The organism is Metallosphaera javensis (ex Sakai et al. 2022), assembly GCA_021654415.1.
Lineage (GTDB): Archaea > Thermoproteota > Thermoprotei_A > Sulfolobales > Sulfolobaceae > Metallosphaera > Metallosphaera javensis.
Genome location: AP024487.1, coordinates 1,824,375 through 1,841,666 on the forward strand (window position 1 = coordinate 1,824,375; position 17,292 = coordinate 1,841,666).

Sequence of the window (17,292 nt, forward strand, 5' to 3'; positions counted from 1 at the left end):
TAGAGAACGAAAGCATGTTAATATTTATTCACGCATAAAATGTAACTACATGGATAAACCTGGCTAGCGAATACACAGTTCCTAAACGGGGAGAGAGGATTCGTGGCCCCAACACGTGAGGTTAAACTTTTCAACTAGTTTATCCAAGGGAGATTATGGAGCTCAAAGTTTATCGGAAAGGGATAGTGGTGATCCCACGGGAAATCAGGGATGAGTTAAAGATTAGGGAGGGTTCAAGACTTGAGGTTTCCGTCAAGGATGGGGCAATAATCCTACGTCCCAAACTAACCCTCCTAGACGCTTTCAGTGTGGATGACAGGGTAAAGGGGCTGGAAACTCTCAGGTTAATTCACGAGAGGAGAAAGGATGAGGGAGAAGATTAGCCTAGATTCTGGATTCTTCTCTGTGTATTTCTCCGGATTGAACGAGAAATCCAAGGAGATAATGGAGGGGATCTATTCAGGTGAGTACGAGGCCTATCTGCTAACCATGAATCTCGGGGAGTTCCTAGACAGTTACAGAAGGATTCATGGTTTAACCTACACTGAAGTTAAACTAAACCTTATCCTCGATTCGCCCATCAAGATCGTTCCCTTATCCCAAGAGATAGTGAGAGAGGCAATTAAACTCAGGGAGAAGTACAGGACACTCTCCCTAAGCTACTCCTATCTCCTTGCTAGTTCCATGGAGCTGGGTTCCAGAGTGGTCACCACAAACCAGGAAATCCTCAAGGTTAGACAGGACTCCATTCTCCTCACTCCCTACGTGTGACATATCTCTTTTCCAGGACCTGCACCTCTGGCAACCCTATGAAGGAGAGGAAATCCCTGAAGGGGTAAAGCTTATCCATTACGTTGAGAGGTGTGCCATCTCTTCTGATTTGATCCAGCACACTCTTCATGGCCGACGTCGCAGACAGCAGGGTGCTCACGGGGAATATGATCAACTTAAACCCCAGCCTCCTCAGGTCCTCCAGGGAGACAGGAGGGGTTTTTCCTCCCTCCGCCCAATTGAAAAGTAAGGGAATACCTTTCAATTCCCTTGAAATGGTCTCAATCTGTTCCATGGACTCAGGCGCCTCCACGAAGAGCATGTCGGCCCCGGCCCTGTAATATTCCTTTGCCCTCTCCAGAGCTGAATCAAGGCCCTCAACTGCTATGGCATCAGTTCTGGCAATGAGAAGGAAGTCCCTGGATTTCACGTCCTTCGCTGCAGCGATCTTCTGAACCATGTCGTCAACGGATACCACTTCCTTTCCCGAGATATGACCGCACTTCTTAGGAAAGATCTGATCCTCAATGTGAATTCCCGCAACTCCCACATTCTCGTACTCCTGAACAGTCCTTATCACGTTAATTGGGTTTCCGTAACCTGTATCTGCGTCGGCAATTACTGGGATATTCACAGCGTCCACAATCCTTCTTGCGTTCTCCACCATCTCGGTCATGGTCAGGAGACCGACGTCCGGGTAACCCAGAAGTCCCGCTGAAGTTCCGAAACCTGTCATGTAGACGGCCTCAAATCCTGCTGACTCCACCAGCCTGGCAGATAGGGCGTCAAATGCACCAGGTGCCAGAATGACATCCCTTGAAGAGAGGAGTTCCCTTAACTTGCGTGGACCGTTCACCTTCTCCTTTAAAAGTCGAGACATGAGGTAGATATGAAGAGGACAAAAATCAATTTTGGGTAAACTGGGGAACGAGACAATGCATCAAATACTAATATTGTCTCAAACTCCTGTTACTCCCCTGAAAATCTCTTCAAGCCCATTTTGCCTAAAAATCTTTCAGTTATATCCCAATTGCCTAATGAGAAAATTTTACTTTAGAGGTTAATTGTGATGATAGTGTATGGACATTTTCATTTCTACACGAACTTTCTTGAAGAATGTTTTATCATGTTAAAATCCGGAAAAAGGTATACTTTATCATGGTCTCCTACTCACCCTCAAATAGATCAAGACCCCTATCACGAGAAAGACTGCAACTCCTAGATTCCACTCCCAAGAGAAACTTCCTCCCAGATCGTATCTTAGGGCCTGCGCAACGTAGGTCGTGGGCTCGAGCAGTGATGGGACCTGAAGGTAAACTGGCAGTGCGGAGTACGGAACAAAGGTTGGGGCAAAGAAGGAGAGCCCAAGCCCTAAAACCTGGGACAGCTGATTAACCTGCCTCTGTCCGAGAGCCAATCCCAGATCCATCCCCAGCACTATGGAAGTTATTAACGAGAGGACTAGGGTCGTCATGAGATAGGCCCAATTTAGGCTGAACAACACCGCCGTTCTAGATATCACCGTTATTAACACCACCAGGGGAATGGATATTACCAAGGTGATGAATGCCAGGGAGAACGCTGTTAACCACTTGGGCGATCCAGACACGTAAAGGAGAGTCAACTGTCCCTCCGTTTTCATGAACGAAATCTGCTGTGAAATGGATAGGAACCCATCCAGAAAAATGTAAAGGGTCAGGGTACCCACCAGGGTGTTCAGGCTGGGTAGGTTGAGTATGAGAGCAATGGGGAAGAAGAGAAGGTAAAACAGTGTGGTCAAGATATAGAAACGTACCTGCCTTAGGTAGATTTCCACAAGAGTGAAGAACTTCATTGGAATAACCTCATGTAGATTTCCTCTAGCGAGGGAAGCCTTACCTCAAACCTGAAGTCTGCCCTTCCCAGAAACTCCTTCAACTCCTCCCTTTTCACATAATGCTTCTCTCCCGTATCCACGTTCGTAACCTCGTAATACTCTGAGAATCTCTGTTTTATTTCTGACACCTTTCCCTCCAGGAGTATCTTCTTGTTCAGAAAGTAAATCCTGTCGGACAGAGTCTCCGCCTCCTCCAGGTAATGAGTGGTGAGTATAATGGTCTTTCCATCCTTCTTCATCTCCAGGAGGTAATTCCAGACGTCTCGTCTCGCCTCAGGGTCTAAGCCCACTGTGGGTTCATCCAGTATCAGCACCCTGGGGTTAGAGATTATGGCAGAGATGATCAGGACTTTCCTCTTGTTACCTCCTGAGAGATTGTCAACTCTCGCCCTGGGGTCTATTCCCATGGATTGAAGAAGTTCCCTTCCCCTGGCCCTGGCCTCCTCCCTTGACAGATTCTTCAGCTTACCCAGTAATGTGACGTGCTCCTCTGCGGTTAGCGAGTCCAGTGGCCTTCCCTCCTGAGGTACTACCCCCATAAATTTGAGCGCCCTCTGCGGTTTCTCTCCCATGATGCGAAGTTCTCCCCTATCGGGATAGAGCTCTCCGTAAATCTGCCTCATGAGCGTGGTTTTCCCACCGCCATTGGGGCCTAGGAAAGTCACGAATTCGCCCTCATTAATGGTGAAGGATACACCCTGGTTAGCCACGTTTTTACCGTAGCTCTTCCAGATATCTCTTGCCTCTATCTGCGACATCTAATCACTCTCCCTGATCCTAACCAATCCTCCCTGAACCTGCGTGGAGATTGACAAGTTCACCTTTCCAGGGCGTGACCTAGGGATTGTGGTCAAACCCAAGTCAGTGGAGGAGGAGGTGATTATTCCCAGTTCTCTAGGTAGAGAGAGCGAAAGCTCAACAATGCCTCCCTCCACTGTCAAGGAGAGCGAGCTTTCCGTGACGGGATAGGATAGCCTCCCGTCCACTTTCCCTCCATCTATTCTCAGCTCACACGCTCTCGTATGGACACCCAAGTGGAGCAATCCTCCAGCCAGATCCGCTTTGAGAGAGTCTACCTTCAGTCCCTGAATTGTCGCCTTTCCTCCATTAATGTCCAGTTCCAAGGTATCAAGATCCGGATAGGAGACGTTGAGATTGCAACCGTCGGCGTTGATCGTCCCCTGGGACAAGTCAAGATCTCCCAGATCATGACACTGCGCCAAGAGGTGAGGCTCGCCCTTGAGAAGTTTAACCAATCCGCCATTCAGGTTTATTTCAAGCCTATTGGAGAGAGGAATCCGATCATCGTAAACCACGTGCAAGTTGCTCAGTTTAGGTAGCCTTGAAGTCACATAGGAGAGGAAATTACTTAGGGGTGACTCGGGTTCGGATGTGTTCAAGTTTCTCTCTTCCCCTTGGGTTTGCAGGTTATATTTCCCCTTAATCCTGTCCCTCACCAGTGATAGGGTCTCGTTAGAACATGATAGATTGTCCACGTTTTCTATGACCTCTAGGACTTCATTAAGTAAAGACGAATTTACTTCAGAGAGATCTAGGTTTCTAACGTTCCTTATGACCAGCTTTCTCCCCTCTTTTCTAAGTTTGATTAGAAGTTCGTTGTCTACCTTCACGTAGTTCAAGTACTCTACCACCATGGGAAAGAGACGCGACTCTCCCGCGTTAATCATGGAGATGAGGTTTAATGCCTTAACTCCGTCATCTGTCAGGCGATATATCCCTTCTTCGTTCTTGGTTACCAATCCATCCAGCTTACGGAGATGGAAGGAGAGACTGGGACTGTCCAATCCAAGCTCGTTCGCCAGCTCAGAGAAGGTCTTAGGAGAGGATAGAGACTGGAGTATCCTCCTCCTGGTCTCGTTTGATATGGCTTCGAATATATCCATACATTTACAAGAATAACTACACATTTAAGTTTTTCGTAATTTTCTATTTAGTAAAGAAAAATTTACCCCTTGACAACGAATATTTTGTGATAGAATGAAGATTTATGGATGTTTTCCAGAGTTCAAAAATAGTCTATTCAGACCCTGCCCATGAATTTAACACTTACTAGTATTTTTCAGTTTAGTTCCGATTGTAGTTATATTCTTCTCCTTCTTGAAAAGGGCCTCCTTCAGTGATGCTCAGGACATCACGTAACGATTGGGCTTCTGTAAATCGCATGGGATAAGCTACCCTGCCCTGAAGGGCAGAGCTCCCTAGTTTCTGATATGGTGCGTAAGGGCCTTCGGACTTAATGAGCGCATCTTAATATCGTGTGTGGTCTAACGTGTATGACAAGGGATCACTTATATTTCATCAATTTAAGACAAACCACAAGGAGAGCAAGGTAAGGGATAGAACAGGTAAAGCGAGGAGGAAACCCACCTTCATATAATACCATGGAGATATCTTGACTCCTCTCCTCTCAAGCATGAAAAGCCAAAGCAAGGTGGCCAGAGATCCTATGGGCGTAAATTTTGGCCCTATATCGTTCCCGATCACGTTGGCATATATTAAGGTTACAGGATTCGTCATTTTACTCAGGGCTAGGTTCCCTATCATCACCGACGGCATATTATTCATGGTTGCAGCTATCATGGCAAACAGGTACCCCCCAAGAAGAGTTGAGGCAGGATTTCCAAAACTAACAATACTATTCAAAATCATCAGGAGATAATGGGTGAGTCCCTCCCTTCCCATACCGAAAACTATCACGTACATTCCCAGAGAGAAAATGACAATCTGCCAGGGAGCTCCCCTCAGAACCGAATTGGTATCAATCTTACGATTGATTCTAGCCACAAGAAAGATAACTGCCACTGTAGGAACAGCAACAAGAGCCACTGGAACGTTGTATAGGCCTCCCAGTGAGTAGGCCACTATCAGCACCGCTATCGTGGGCAAGGCAAGCCTAAACAGCAGGGGATCCCTGACCACGCCCTTGGGATCCCCCACATTCTCGAGGTCATAGCGAGCTGGAATGGATCTCCTGTAATAGGTCAGCAACAGGATCACGCTGGCTCCCACAGAAACTAGGTCGGGGATGACCATCACCCTCGCGTAATCAAGAAAGGATATGGAAAAGTAGCTTGCCGTGACTATGTTAACCAGGTTGCTTACCACAAGAGGTAAGCTAGCCGAATCCGCTATGAAACCTGTGGCCATAATGAAGGGTATAACGTGTTTCTCGTCCATTCCTACCCTAATAAGGAGAGAGTAAACAATTGGCGTGAGGATTAGGGCCGTTCCGTCATTTGCGAAGACTGCGGATATCCCTGAACCCAGGAGGATGATGAATATGAAGAGGAGGACGCCCCTTCCCTTAGCTAGCTTGGCCACCTTTATCGCGGAGTATTCAAAGAATCCAGCCTCGTCAAATATCAGGGACGCGATGATCACCGCAATAAAGGTGAATGTGGCGTTCCATACTATTCCCCACACTATGACAAGATCGTGAAGCGTGGTAATTCCAAGGAGAAGGCTCAGTATGGCTCCTAGGGAAGCTGAGTAGCCTATACCGAGATTTCTGGGCCTGGTCAAAACTAGAAGAAGAGTCACGAAGAATATGGCCAGGGAGACAATGAACAGATGCGTGGGTAACACCTCAAACGCGTTGGTTTTCTGCTTGTGGCTCAAGATTATAAAGGCTATTGTAGATTTTTCATAAAGAGGTTTTATTATCTATGAGTATATTCTAATATTCTAATATATCTCCGCGTTGTAGTGTGACATGAATCATGGTGGACTGAACATATCGAAATGCATGAAAATTTATCCCATGAACCGTCTCCCCTAACTCGTCACTCTCTTTGATCAATCATTAGTTTCTGATGAGGTACCTTCAGATCATGCCGGAGTAGCCTTGATAGGTCCTGTAATCACGTTTAAGAGCTGGAGCTCTCTGTTTAATATAATGAGCCTCAAAAATTACGACATCGACGAAATGGCTAACATCTTAAAGGTCCTGGGCGATCCCACCCGTCTTCATATCCTTAAGCTGATCAGCGAAAGGGAGCTTTGCGTGTGTGAGATCTCCTCCATTCTTGACCTATCCCAGTCAAACGTGTCTCAGCATTTGGCTAAGCTGAGATCGGTAAATCTCGTGAGGGAAAGGAAAAGAGCTCAGTGGGTCTACTACTCGTTAAATCCTGAACCCTTTCCGCTTCTGTTGGAGATCCTGAAGAACCTGCCTGATGTCTCGGTGGAACTGAAGAGAGGAGAAAGGGTAGCCGAAAATAACAGATGTAAGATTTGAGTGCTGGTCGTGGTGAGAATAGGGCTACCCAAATTGTGTATTTAAGGAGCTTTTAACATGAAATACACAACAAACCGAGCTAGGTCCAGTTAATGTGGTCTTTGAAACTTTCCTTAAACTATGTGTCACGACGCTTCAACTCTTGTGGTTAGGGGGTGAAAGTCCTCCAGAAGGTTGGGGATGGATAGCCTCCTGTAGGAAAAAATTTTATTATTGCGTTCAAAATTCTATCTCTCCCTATAGGGACGAAAGTGCTGGTAGGGATGAGAGTTGGGACTGCCTGATAACCTGTGGAGCCATGAACCTCCGTAACCCTCCCACACGTGGGTCAAGGATGGGTTCCGTTCTGCGGAACCTTTGCTGTGAATGGAGGGGATCGAGGCTCGGCTAAGAAGCGGGAAATCCCCTTCGCGTGGTAGGGATGCTTCGTCCGTAAGGGCAAACCAGATCACCATGTGAGATGCCCCTCGGGAAGTTTGTACCCAAATGAAATAGTGTGAATAGGTGAGCGATGACATTCATGTTAGGAAAATTTGTTGCTTATTGGCCTAGAAGCAAGAGAGTATAAGTGGAAACTTGAGTGGATTTTCAGGGAATATTCCAGCTTAATTTTATGTCCCACTATGCTCATTCATCTCAAGTGGAAAACAGCATAGCGTAGTCATGTTGACATATTTTAATTTTCAAGGAGTTCAATGCAAAGTCACAAACCATATTTATGCAAATTTTACGACATTATGAATAACAGGACTAATTTAGACGATTGAAGGGGTTTGGGTCTCATTGAATTTCATGTACTTTGTATTCAATTCTCGACCCTTGGAGTTCACCGAAGTCGCGGATTGAACCGCTCATCCTTCTCACTCCCATTAGGGGGATAACCCCACTCACCTCACGGTGAGGAAACCCCCACATCTTGAGGTTAAACCTGTTCAGAAACCTCCTCATGATGTTAAGTGACGCGTTGAACTGCCTATCAATTGCGAACCCACACCTCCCGCACCTGAAGGTCCTGCCAACCGTTCGGGAAACCCATCCACATCTGGGGCAAGACCTGGATGTGAGGTGCGGGTTCACCTCCACCACTCTACAACCGTATAGGGGAGCCTTATACTTCAACACGACAACCAGTTTCCTCCAGACAGTCCTTGAAAGCTTACGTGATAAGGATTCGCTGGCGTCATCGAACATACCTTGCTTATTCAACCTCTCGAAGACCAGAACATGATTATTGTATAGCTCAAGAATGAAGTTAGCCAGCTTGTGAAGCAAATCGTTAACCCTATTCCTCTCGCGATGAGAGTACCTCTCCATCAGTCTCTTGCCACCCTTCAACTTTCTAGAGGCAACTGACTGTACCTTAGCCCTCTTGATTTGCATGACATACTTCAAGGAGTAAAGTTGCTTCATAGAGATCGTGATGAATTTCTCGCCATCGTAACCGTCCAAGGAGTACAAGTTAGAATCGAATGCTACAGTTTCAGGTGGCGTGGTTGTTGGTGATTCTTTTCTGAACACTAAGTACACTTTATCCTCCTTGATCACCGGTTCTGTTAACTCCATTCCTTCCACTCTTTCAGAGAACCAGCTTCCGTCCCAAGAATAGGTGATGTACTCGTGTGGTTTCACGGTTATCCTCACGCTCTTACCGAGGACTTTCCTCAACGTGGTTTTCACCCTCACGTAACCCTTCTTCACAAGCGGTGGTTTGAACTTGCTTCTCCCCTTCTCAAATCTCCTCCTCCAGGAGTCAAGGATAGAGTATACGTCGTGAATTGCCTGGTCAACGTAGTGTTTTGCCAGTCCTTGCGCGTTTTGGGTCATTAAGTATTCTCTTAACTCTTTGTATATTTCCTTCTTTTTTGGTAACTCTACTCTTCCATTCTTCACGTTAACTTTGTTGAACACGTACTTTATTCCCTTGTTTAGTAAGTTCACGTAGGCACGAATTAGTTCTTTGCTTCTTTCCTCCTCATTTCTTATCGCATACGTTAAATGTATGTATTCTTTTTCTTGTGGTATGAATGTTTCAATCCTTAAGTTCTTCAACACATTTCTTCACCTTTTCACGCTCATGACCTCTCGTTCTGCCAGAGAACGAGACTAGGATACTGATCAAGTCTTCAATTAGTTCCTGTTCTGGATCCTCTTTTTCGAGCACCACTATCTCGCAACCGTGTGTTTTACACACCTCCTCAAGTATCTCAAATCCGAATCTCACCAGCCTGTCCTGGTGAGCCACGACTACCTTGCTCACCTCGTTGTTTAGTATCATTCTGAGTAGTTTCTGGAACCCTTTCCTCTTCATGTTCAATCCAGATCCCATATCAGTGATAACGAGGTCGTGTTCCGGAACCCTTTCCTTCAAGTAGTTCACTTGATTCACCAGGTCGTTCTGTGCGTCTGATGACACCCTAGCGTAAAGTACCACTTTCTTTTTCCTTATTATTCCTGCCAATCTCTCAACGTCCTCCTCCCGAAATCTCATTTTCCCAGATGGCAATCTCTCTGGTTTTATGTACCCTTTTTTCACGTATTCCTGCAATGTTCTGTAGGAGATTCCCAGTCTCTGGCAAACTTCCTTGGGCCTCAGCATTGTATTTGATTTGTATACAAAGTATTTAAACTTCACGCTTTAGCGGAAACAGTTTTCAACGGCGTTGTATGCTAATGAGAGGCCCTCATGAGCTAGTTAGCAAAATATTCCACGACATGATCGCTTCAACCTCAAACACGTTAGAAAAAATCTAGCGAATTCATATATGCGTGAGCTGGATAGGATATCTTAATGAATTAAGATTTCCCAGGGGAAAGCAAGTATATATAAAAGCTTTTATATCGTAATACGCCTCTGTGTTTAAGATTATGCTGTAAACATGATTAATGCTACACGTTAACAACTTAAAAATGTACAGTTTTCTCGTGCGGTCTTTGTGAATTAAATTGCATTTCTATAGTATTAGGATAGAAAAAATAATAAGATGTACAGGAGAATATAAAATTGAACAAAAATGAGGTTAAATCCAATCCAAACACAACTCGTAATCAAGTTAGCCATGATGGGAGCAGCAGCCACCGCGTTGCTGTTGGCCAGTCACGGAGTCATTATACATGCAGGAATATCCTCAGGAAACTTAGGAGGATACTAGAAGTTGTGAGTAAAACTCTATGTGTATGTGTTTAATTCTCAAGGTAACGTTTATTAGAGTGTTAGAGAACAGATACAATTGATGTCAAGGATTATTGCGGATGATGCGGATATATCTAAGGCTCTTATGTACATCCAGCGATTTGGAGACTTGAACCCTAAAATACTTGGTGCATTAGCGAAGATGAAAAATGCGGACTCGGTAATAAAACTAGTTAAAGAGCAATTTTCTCTATATACATCATATATACCTAGATATAGGTCGCTCGGACTGAAAGCTATATTTACATTAGTGAACGCTGATCCAAGAATAGAACTTGTGGATATATATGAGATATTTGATGGTTTTACGGCATTCATTGGAAGGGACCAGATATTCAATGATAAATTAATCATAACTCTGATAATTCCTCCTAAATTTGAGAAGGATATAATAAATGTTTTCAATGAGCTAGAAAATCGTAATATGTTAGAGGTAACTAGCCTTTACGACACAGAAGATAGCATACAGTTTACGTATGACTTTTCCACTTATGATTTTAAACTTAGAAGATACAAAGACCAGTTTTTGGTGGAACCTAGAGAGCCTGTTTACTTCCCTGACTTGAGCGATGGATTTGAACCTGACTGGGTAGATCTACAAATAATTGGCAAGAAACAGGAAAGAAATTACCTAACACTTAAGCAGATAGCAAATTTAATTAATGTGAAATATAAAACTGTTTTGAAACATTATCAAGAACATGTGATTGGAAAAGGACTAATCACTGCATTTGGCATACGACTTAACGGCGAGAATCAGACTAGATTATCTATTATATTTGACAAGAATGAAGAATTTCTACGAGAATTAACTAGGATACCTACACTAACTCATGTTCATCGACTTGGCAAAAATACCTATTTCGGTATCGCTTTTTTAGAAAACTCGATTTCTGGAAAGATACTAGAATATATCTCTCAATTAAAATACAAATACCACGTTGATGCAGACATTATGATTCATCCCTTCGAACCTCGGCTTAAGTATCTGCTAGCTGCATCAATCCCATACGAGCATTTCACCGTAGATGGTAGATGGACGATAGACACGCAAAAAATGTTGGACAACGTGAGAAAAGTTAAAGCCAAACTCATGGGGTCTAATCCCAGCCAGAGCGTCTTCATTCCTAAATTCCATAAGGTAGAATAGTGAGCTATCTTGCCCTGAAGGGCGAGGTTTTCCGAATCTTTACAACCTCGTTCTGCGAACCTTTCTACTACACTCCGGTTGATCGCGATCAGGTGGTGAAAAACCAGGGAAAATTCTGAAGGGATAACACAAACCTAACTCTTCCTAAACCAATTTAAGCTCCTGGATACTCTATCCATATGGACCTTTACGAAGCGATTAAGGGAAGAAGGGATATAAGGAGTTACTTCAAACCCGATCCTATCCCCAACGAGGTGCTATCCAAAATCCTTTTAGCAGCTCACCTGGCTCCTTCGGTGGGTTACTCTCAGCCATGGAACTTCATCCTAGTGAAGGACGCTGACGTCAGGAGGAAGGTGAAGGAGGAGGCAGAGAGACAGAGGGCCAGATACGCGGGGCTCCTAGACGAGAAGAGAAGATCCCTCTTCAACACTATCAAGATTGAGGGTATCATGGAAGCTCCTTACAACCTGGCGGTAACAGCGGACTGCTCCAGATTTGGACCACACGTTCTGGGCAGAATAACCATGCCTGAAACGTGTCAGTACAGCGTTGTTCTTGCCATCGAAAACCTCTGGCTGGCAGCTAGGGCCGAAAACATCGGGGTGGGTTGGGTAAGTTTCCTAGATAAGGAGAGGGTGAAGGAGATACTGAGTATCCCCAAGGAGATAGACCTGGTGGCTTACCTGACCATGGGATATGTGACCTTCTTCCCTGAGAAGCCTGAGCTTGAGCAGAAGGGGTGGAACAGCAGACTGTCCCTCTCAGAGCTAGTGTTTCAGGATGCCTGGGGTAGGAAACCCAACGATGACTTGATTAGGTGCCTGAAAGATGTCAGACTCTGAGAACGCGAGAAAATGCGCATCAAATCCACTTAATTTCTTCACCTATTCCATACTGTCGTCATGCGTATCTTAAGTTTCAAGGAATTCAATGAGAAGTCATAACGTCTAGGACGAATTTATGCAAGTCCAACTACACCACGACCTATTCCATCATTTTCCTTCACTTCCTTACTTTTAACAATTTAAGGAAACAATAAGATTTAAACTAACACCCCCATTTATATCTCACAATGATAATAGCCCAAGCCCAAACAATATCCCAATCTCTAAGTCAATTAGGAACTGAATTTGTTAATGCAATACCATCCATCATTTTATTTGTCATAATAGTGATTATAGGATACATCATTGCCAACGTTGTGGCTACCGTGATAAGGAGAATACTGCCAAGGATCATGAGCGGACCCTCCTCAGCCATAAGCAGTGATCTGGTACCCGGTGTGGTGAAGGCCCTCATAATCCTGCTAGCGCTGGCGGTCGCGCTATCCGTGCTAAATCTGGGACCTGCAACGGTCTACGTCGCAGAGGTGGCGAGATACTTACCGGCATTGGCTGGGGCAATCCTCCTGCTCACGCTGGGACTTTCCCTGGTCAACATTCTCATTGACTACATGATGAAGCAGATGAACAGCAGTGATCCATTCATACAGACAATTTTCTCAGTGCTCAGGTTCGGAATATATGCCGTGATCATCACCGTGGCTGCAACACTTGCGATATTCTACTGGATACCAAGTATTAGCCCATACCTCTTCTACGATGTCATCCTGGCGTCTGTGATCCTCATGTTCGCCTTCACCATCACGGATAAGGCCTTCGACACAATCTCAAGGACTGATCCCAACGCCACCACTCTGGTATCGTATGGAAGGTTCATTCTCTACACCGTGTTCATACTCATTGCTGTCGCCATAATTACCCAGCCGTTTGCCAACGTTACCGGGGTTTTGCAGATCCTGGCGTGGGGACTGGCCATAGGTTTCGGACTACTCCTGATACCCCTGGTGTATGCATACGCCAAGAGGCTTGCGTCCGAGATGTCAAGGTAAATCCTTCTTTTTTCCTAGGGACCCCAGGGAGATGATGGTCTTCACTGGGCGACACATTCCTGTTCCACACTACCCTTCTCTTTTTACGGAACCTCGGAGAGCAACCTGCCACTACCACAGCAACCACAAGAATAGGGATCAGAGCCTTTTCGTTTATCCCAATCAGCCAGTTCATAACCCCGCTCAGTCTTCACGAGGAATGAGTAATCCATTAAGTTGTTAATTATTGTCAGGACTGTGGCATCATTTATTTTCCTTCCCTCAAGGGCCTCCAGTGAACCCTTTACATCGCTCCATGTGCATCCCTGCTTACACGTCCTCAGAACCCTCTCATATCTCTCCCTGGATCCTAACCTATTCCCCTCCTTCAGGAAATTCAGGAACTCCCTGCGAAGGAGTCTCCTAGCCACCTTCTTGGTCTCCTCCAGTGCTCCGTCAAATCCCCTCTTTACCGCGATGTAACCGTAAAAGGTTAGCCAGCCCGGGTTACCTCCCAGCTCCTCATACACCTCTTCCCCACCGCTGAACTCTATTCCGTGCTCTTGAAATCCTTTCCTCAGAAACTGAACTGAGGTATCCCTGTCGAAGGACCCTAGCTCTACCTTAACGTATGCCCTCCCGTACAGTGGGGACTCCTCATTCTCCAGTTTCAGGAACCCAGAGAATGCCCTTACCTGCGACCCGGTAACCACGAGATGCAGATTGCTCAGATGATCATAGGAGTAGGCGAGGGAGGGAAGTAGACTGTAACCCCTCAGCTTGATCAGTTCCTGGGCCTCATCGATGATCACAAAGACCTGTTCTCCTCTCTCCTCACCCCACTCATTGATCCTCTCCAGCAGATCCGTGAAGTTTACCCTGTTTTCCCCATCCCAGGATAGGGAGATGGAGAACCCGGTCACGGTGACCCCTCTCACCCTTGAGAGGAATTTCTCCAACCCCTGAAATCTTTTGATTTTCCCGTTAATCTCCCTCTCCACAACGGAGAGGAAATCCTTATATGCAATGTATTCCCTGGACTCGAAGGACCTGGAGTCAAGGAATATGTATCTTTTTCTCAGACTGTTTAGGAGCGAGAGGATGAGAGTAGTTTTCCCCATCCTCCTGAGACCCTAGAGAAGGATCAATGGGGAATCGAGAGATCCCTTTAACTGCTCAATCTCCTTTTCCCTGTCAAAAACTTCTTTCAATGATCTTTTTGGTCTAGGATCAAATAGGGCTAAACTTACCCCCTCCCAAGTAACTTTGGGGATACTAAGTAATAAGGGTTCAACTCCCTTCCCTCAGTGATAGGGTAACTTGTTCCACGCTATTACTTTGTGTAAGTTTTTACCCAGTTCTCTCTGAACGGTGCCCATGCCAGAGGATAAAAATTAATCAAAACTACTAGCGAATTGGGGGCCTAGCTCAGTTTGTTGTGTATTTCACGTCAAAGGCTCTTAAATGCACAACATAGGATACCTCCAATTGGTTTGTCAAGTTAGGACTCCTTGAGTCAGCCTGAGCTCATGAGCTAACTTTAACTGACCCTCTCGTTTCACGTAATTACCAGCTGGAATCCCTTCTCCACCAGGTCCTGAAAGGCGTAATGATCGTGCTCGTCCCCCAACAGCTTTACCTTGAGCTTATCCCTTATGTTCAGGTGCGGAGGAGACGCACAATACCCGCAAGCCCCAAGGAGGAGACCCCTCTTCACCACCTCTTCGAATGCAGGTCTTAATCCCCTGTATGGGCTCTCCGCGATGGGTATTTTCGTTCCTAGTCCGTCCAGATAGACCAGAACCTCATTCCCCCTCTGACTCAGCTCAACGGCGTAGTGAAATGCGTGGGCTGCCTTAATTGACTCAGAGAGGCTCGAGGGATCACTCATCACCACGAAAAGGAGTTTTGGCATAAAAATTACTCGAAAATCAGGATAAAAACTTTTGAATAATCTAGATGAGGATCGCTGTGAAGTTATTGGTGAGGAGTGTGAGCTCCTCCGTTCCCACGTAACTGTCTGGCACGCCGTTCAACAGAGTATCGTGAACGTTGTAGGCACTCTCCGCAGTATTAGAACCGAAGGTGTACAGCGAGGGTATTGGAGTCACGCTACCCGTGCTGGACAGGTAGTACAGTCCAAGGGTGGAGTTGAGATGTGTGAACTGAGTTGGCGCACCATTTCCGCCACCTCCCCACACCAGTTCCGCATCGTAGTAGAGCCCGTCTGGGGTGTACACGTTACCGTTAACGGTAATTTGGGCCGACTTTATCCCGGGCTGGGATATGGTAACCTTGTCATAGTACTGAACAGGGGTGACCTGACTTCCCTGCAAGATCTGGTACCCGAACCATATGGTGACCGAGTTACTTGTGTACGAAGTGTTTACAACGTACACATAGGAGAACGGGAAGGAGTAGGCAAAGGTTGGCCCAACGTCGTAGTAGAACGTGTTACCGCTTCCCGCTGAAGCAACCTTTCCGTTTCCAGATACAGCGGAGGAGGACAGGGTGGAGGGGTTCCCAGTGAGGTTCCAGATGTTATCAATGAAGGTAACCTGATCATTATTGGTCTGGAAACTACCAACATCCTGAAGCCAGTACGCAAAGGTTCCCTGAGTCGTGTTAACCTGCAGTACCACGTTCATCTGCAGGGTGGCTGAGTAGGGATTGACCCCGTATTTCCTGGCCTGCTTGTAGTAAGCCAGCAGACTGGTTATGTTGGCGTAACCCAGTACCTTGGAGGTCTCTATGACGTATGGTGTTACCTTACCTGAGTAGTTGTAGAGGCCAAAGGATGCGATCCCGGAGGGAGCTGGAGGCGAAGTGTAGTAAAGGAAAGGATTCACGTACTCTCCGCGTGGCTGAGGTTTACCGTGAACTGGAGGGAAAAAGATGGGAGACTGCTGAACTGCAGCAACAAAAAATGATGGAAGGAACAGGATAACCAGGAGGATCATCGCTTTAAACTTAAACATTGTATGATACAACTTGTTCCATTATTTTAATGTTTCTATATGTTGGACACACTCAGACTTACACTAGATCGATCTTAGGGATATTCAGTTCTCATTTGTGAATAGTAATTAGTTAATATACACGATATGATCAAAAACAAAACTAATCCATGATTTTCGATAACGGTTTAAGGGAACGTGATATCGCATTCAGAATATAGTGCACAGTTCATTAGCTCCATAAAGGCGGATATACACTGCGTCCTGTGTTTTCAGGCTACCAGTTCGTGAACCTATTGAGAGAGTGTCCTGACTGAGAAAAATTCTACGAGAAAATATTTGGAGATTATAGAACTTCTGTAGAATCGTGGCGTAATACTTAAGTGGGGGAGAACGGACATCATACCATGAACTCCAAGATTATCCAACCACAATACGTGGTGATGTCCGTTCCCCCGGTAGAGGATATGCCCTTCAGGGATAAAATCCTTTTCCTCCTAACGCCCGTGGTGGAGATGGTTAGGCCGAGGGTGGAGAGGAGGATACCGGGGAGCTTCACCTACTTCAAGTTGCTGGTGGTCATGATAGTGTATTGTTGTTCCCTGAGGGACGCGGTGAACTTGGTGAACACGGACGTAATAAAGGCTTTTCGTTGGTGAACGCGTTGGGAAGTCCACCCTGTTCCACTTCGTGGAGAGGTTCGCGAGGGTTAGGAGGGACCTGCTCAGGGAGATAGCGAGCGAACTTGAGGCCAAGTGCAGAACCGTGTATTTACCTTCTAGCGCGCTCTACGAGGGAGTTGAGTGGCTCGTTGACTCCTTCCTCCTGGATTTACCTCCAGGGAAGACCAGCCTGGAGATCATGATGGAGAAGTACAGGCTTGACGCTGTAAACCTTGGGCAAGTGGAGAAGTTGAAGGCCTTCGTGAGGGCTAAGTTGAGGGCCAGGACGAGAAGGAGGTTCCAGGGAAGGTGGACCAAGAAGCGGTCGAGGTCGTACTTCGGGTTAAAGGTCTTCCCGCTCGTCTCGCCCGCCCTCTTCGTCCACGGACTTGAGGTCGAGTTCGCCAACTTCTCGGACGCTAGATGTAGGCTGTCCAGAAGGGGACTTAAGCTTGTGGACAGGGGCTTCAAAGAACGCGGAACCTTCGTCCATCCCCGCGGTCCATGGAAGTACCTTCGCCCCTACGTTAGTACTTAGGTAAAGTTTTTATCTTG

Annotated in this window: 19 protein-coding genes; 9 read left to right on the top strand and 10 right to left on the bottom strand. The window is 46.0% G+C overall.

Features of this window, described 5'->3' with window-relative positions:
- The first annotated feature begins 155 nt into the window (after positions 1-155).
- On the top strand, positions 156-383 hold the full coding sequence (locus QVC96_RS10265; RefSeq protein WP_238026298.1) for an AbrB/MazE/SpoVT family DNA-binding domain-containing protein: 228 nt from the start codon (positions 156-158) through the stop codon (positions 381-383).
- Entirely contained in the window at positions 367-771 is a 405-nt protein-coding gene (locus tag QVC96_RS10270; RefSeq protein ID WP_287689172.1) for a PIN domain-containing protein, read from the top strand. The genes QVC96_RS10265 and QVC96_RS10270 overlap by 17 nt, the downstream gene beginning before the upstream one ends.
- Here QVC96_RS10270 and QVC96_RS10275 read toward each other — a convergent pair.
- From QVC96_RS10275 to QVC96_RS10295, 5 genes are all read right to left on the bottom strand, one after another.
- Positions 755-1,651 carry an isocitrate lyase/PEP mutase family protein gene (locus QVC96_RS10275; protein ID WP_287689173.1) on the bottom strand — a complete coding sequence of 299 codons (897 nt, stop codon included), beginning with the start codon at positions 1,649-1,651 and terminating at the stop codon, positions 755-757. The two genes, QVC96_RS10270 and QVC96_RS10275, sit on opposite strands and share 17 nt — an antisense overlap.
- Before the next feature lie 276 nt (positions 1,652-1,927).
- Positions 1,928-2,605 (bottom strand): ABC transporter permease, encoded by a 678-nt coding sequence (locus QVC96_RS10280; protein WP_238026301.1) that lies wholly within the window; start codon positions 2,603-2,605, stop codon positions 1,928-1,930.
- Positions 2,602-3,405 (bottom strand): ABC transporter ATP-binding protein, encoded by an 804-nt coding sequence (locus tag QVC96_RS10285; protein WP_238026302.1) that lies wholly within the window; start codon positions 3,403-3,405, stop codon positions 2,602-2,604. Before QVC96_RS10285 ends, QVC96_RS10280 begins: the two co-directional genes overlap by 4 nt.
- Positions 3,406-4,551 carry an ArsR/SmtB family transcription factor gene (locus tag QVC96_RS10290; RefSeq protein WP_287689174.1) on the bottom strand — a complete coding sequence of 382 codons (1,146 nt, stop codon included), beginning with the start codon at positions 4,549-4,551 and terminating at the stop codon, positions 3,406-3,408.
- A 415-nt stretch (positions 4,552-4,966) separates the two neighbouring features.
- The gene (locus QVC96_RS10295) at positions 4,967-6,286 is read right to left on the bottom strand and encodes an arsenic transporter (protein ID WP_287689175.1); all 1,320 of its coding nucleotides are present in this window, start codon (positions 6,284-6,286) and stop codon (positions 4,967-4,969) included.
- Positions 6,287-6,563: 277 nt separating this feature from the next.
- Here QVC96_RS10295 and QVC96_RS10300 point away from each other — a divergent pair, with 277 nt between their 5' ends.
- Positions 6,564-6,905 (top strand): ArsR/SmtB family transcription factor, encoded by a 342-nt coding sequence (locus QVC96_RS10300; protein WP_287689176.1) that lies wholly within the window; start codon positions 6,564-6,566, stop codon positions 6,903-6,905.
- Between the two features lie 780 nt (positions 6,906-7,685).
- Here QVC96_RS10300 and QVC96_RS10305 read toward each other — a convergent pair.
- Positions 7,686-8,957 (bottom strand): transposase, encoded by a 1,272-nt coding sequence (locus QVC96_RS10305; protein WP_287689177.1) that lies wholly within the window; start codon positions 8,955-8,957, stop codon positions 7,686-7,688.
- Positions 8,935-9,501: an IS607 family transposase gene (locus QVC96_RS10310; RefSeq protein WP_287689178.1), complete on the bottom strand. Its 567-nt coding sequence runs from the start codon at positions 9,499-9,501 to the stop codon at positions 8,935-8,937. Before QVC96_RS10310 ends, QVC96_RS10305 begins: the two co-directional genes overlap by 23 nt.
- Positions 9,502-9,916: 415 nt before the next feature.
- On the opposite strand from QVC96_RS10310, the gene QVC96_RS10315 reads away from it, so the two are divergent.
- The 4 genes from QVC96_RS10315 (at position 9,917) to QVC96_RS10330 (ending at position 13,139) form a co-directional block, all read left to right on the top strand.
- Positions 9,917-10,054, top strand: coding sequence for a hypothetical protein (locus QVC96_RS10315; protein WP_287689179.1), 138 nt, complete (start codon positions 9,917-9,919; stop codon positions 10,052-10,054).
- 81 nt (positions 10,055-10,135) lie between these two features.
- Positions 10,136-11,245: a hypothetical protein gene (locus tag QVC96_RS10320; protein WP_287689180.1), complete on the top strand. Its 1,110-nt coding sequence runs from the start codon at positions 10,136-10,138 to the stop codon at positions 11,243-11,245.
- A gap of 179 nt (positions 11,246-11,424) precedes the next feature.
- Complete coding sequence (bluB, locus tag QVC96_RS10325) at positions 11,425-12,090, top strand: 5,6-dimethylbenzimidazole synthase (protein WP_287689181.1); 666 nt, start codon at positions 11,425-11,427, stop codon at positions 12,088-12,090.
- A 230-nt stretch (positions 12,091-12,320) separates the two neighbouring features.
- Positions 12,321-13,139 carry a mechanosensitive ion channel family protein gene (locus QVC96_RS10330; RefSeq protein WP_287689182.1) on the top strand — a complete coding sequence of 273 codons (819 nt, stop codon included), beginning with the start codon at positions 12,321-12,323 and terminating at the stop codon, positions 13,137-13,139.
- 83 nt (positions 13,140-13,222) lie between these two features.
- On the opposite strand, the gene QVC96_RS10335 is transcribed toward QVC96_RS10330, so the two are convergent.
- The 3 genes from QVC96_RS10335 to QVC96_RS10345 form a co-directional block, all read right to left on the bottom strand.
- Positions 13,223-14,239: an AAA family ATPase gene (locus tag QVC96_RS10335; RefSeq protein ID WP_287689183.1), complete on the bottom strand. Its 1,017-nt coding sequence runs from the start codon at positions 14,237-14,239 to the stop codon at positions 13,223-13,225.
- 437 nt (positions 14,240-14,676) lie between these two features.
- Positions 14,677-15,033, bottom strand: coding sequence for a hypothetical protein (locus QVC96_RS10340; RefSeq protein ID WP_238026315.1), 357 nt, complete (start codon positions 15,031-15,033; stop codon positions 14,677-14,679).
- 40 nt (positions 15,034-15,073) lie between these two features.
- Complete coding sequence (locus QVC96_RS10345; protein WP_287689184.1) at positions 15,074-16,096, bottom strand: thermopsin; 1,023 nt, start codon at positions 16,094-16,096, stop codon at positions 15,074-15,076.
- 386 nt (positions 16,097-16,482) lie between these two features.
- On the opposite strand from QVC96_RS10345, the gene QVC96_RS10350 reads away from it, so the two are divergent.
- Positions 16,483-16,734 carry a hypothetical protein gene (locus QVC96_RS10350; protein WP_287689185.1) on the top strand — a complete coding sequence of 84 codons (252 nt, stop codon included), beginning with the start codon at positions 16,483-16,485 and terminating at the stop codon, positions 16,732-16,734.
- A 31-nt stretch (positions 16,735-16,765) separates the two neighbouring features.
- A complete protein-coding gene (locus tag QVC96_RS10355) occupies positions 16,766-17,275 on the top strand; it encodes a hypothetical protein (RefSeq protein WP_287689186.1) in 510 nt (169 codons plus the stop codon).
- Positions 17,276-17,292 lie beyond the last annotated feature (17 nt).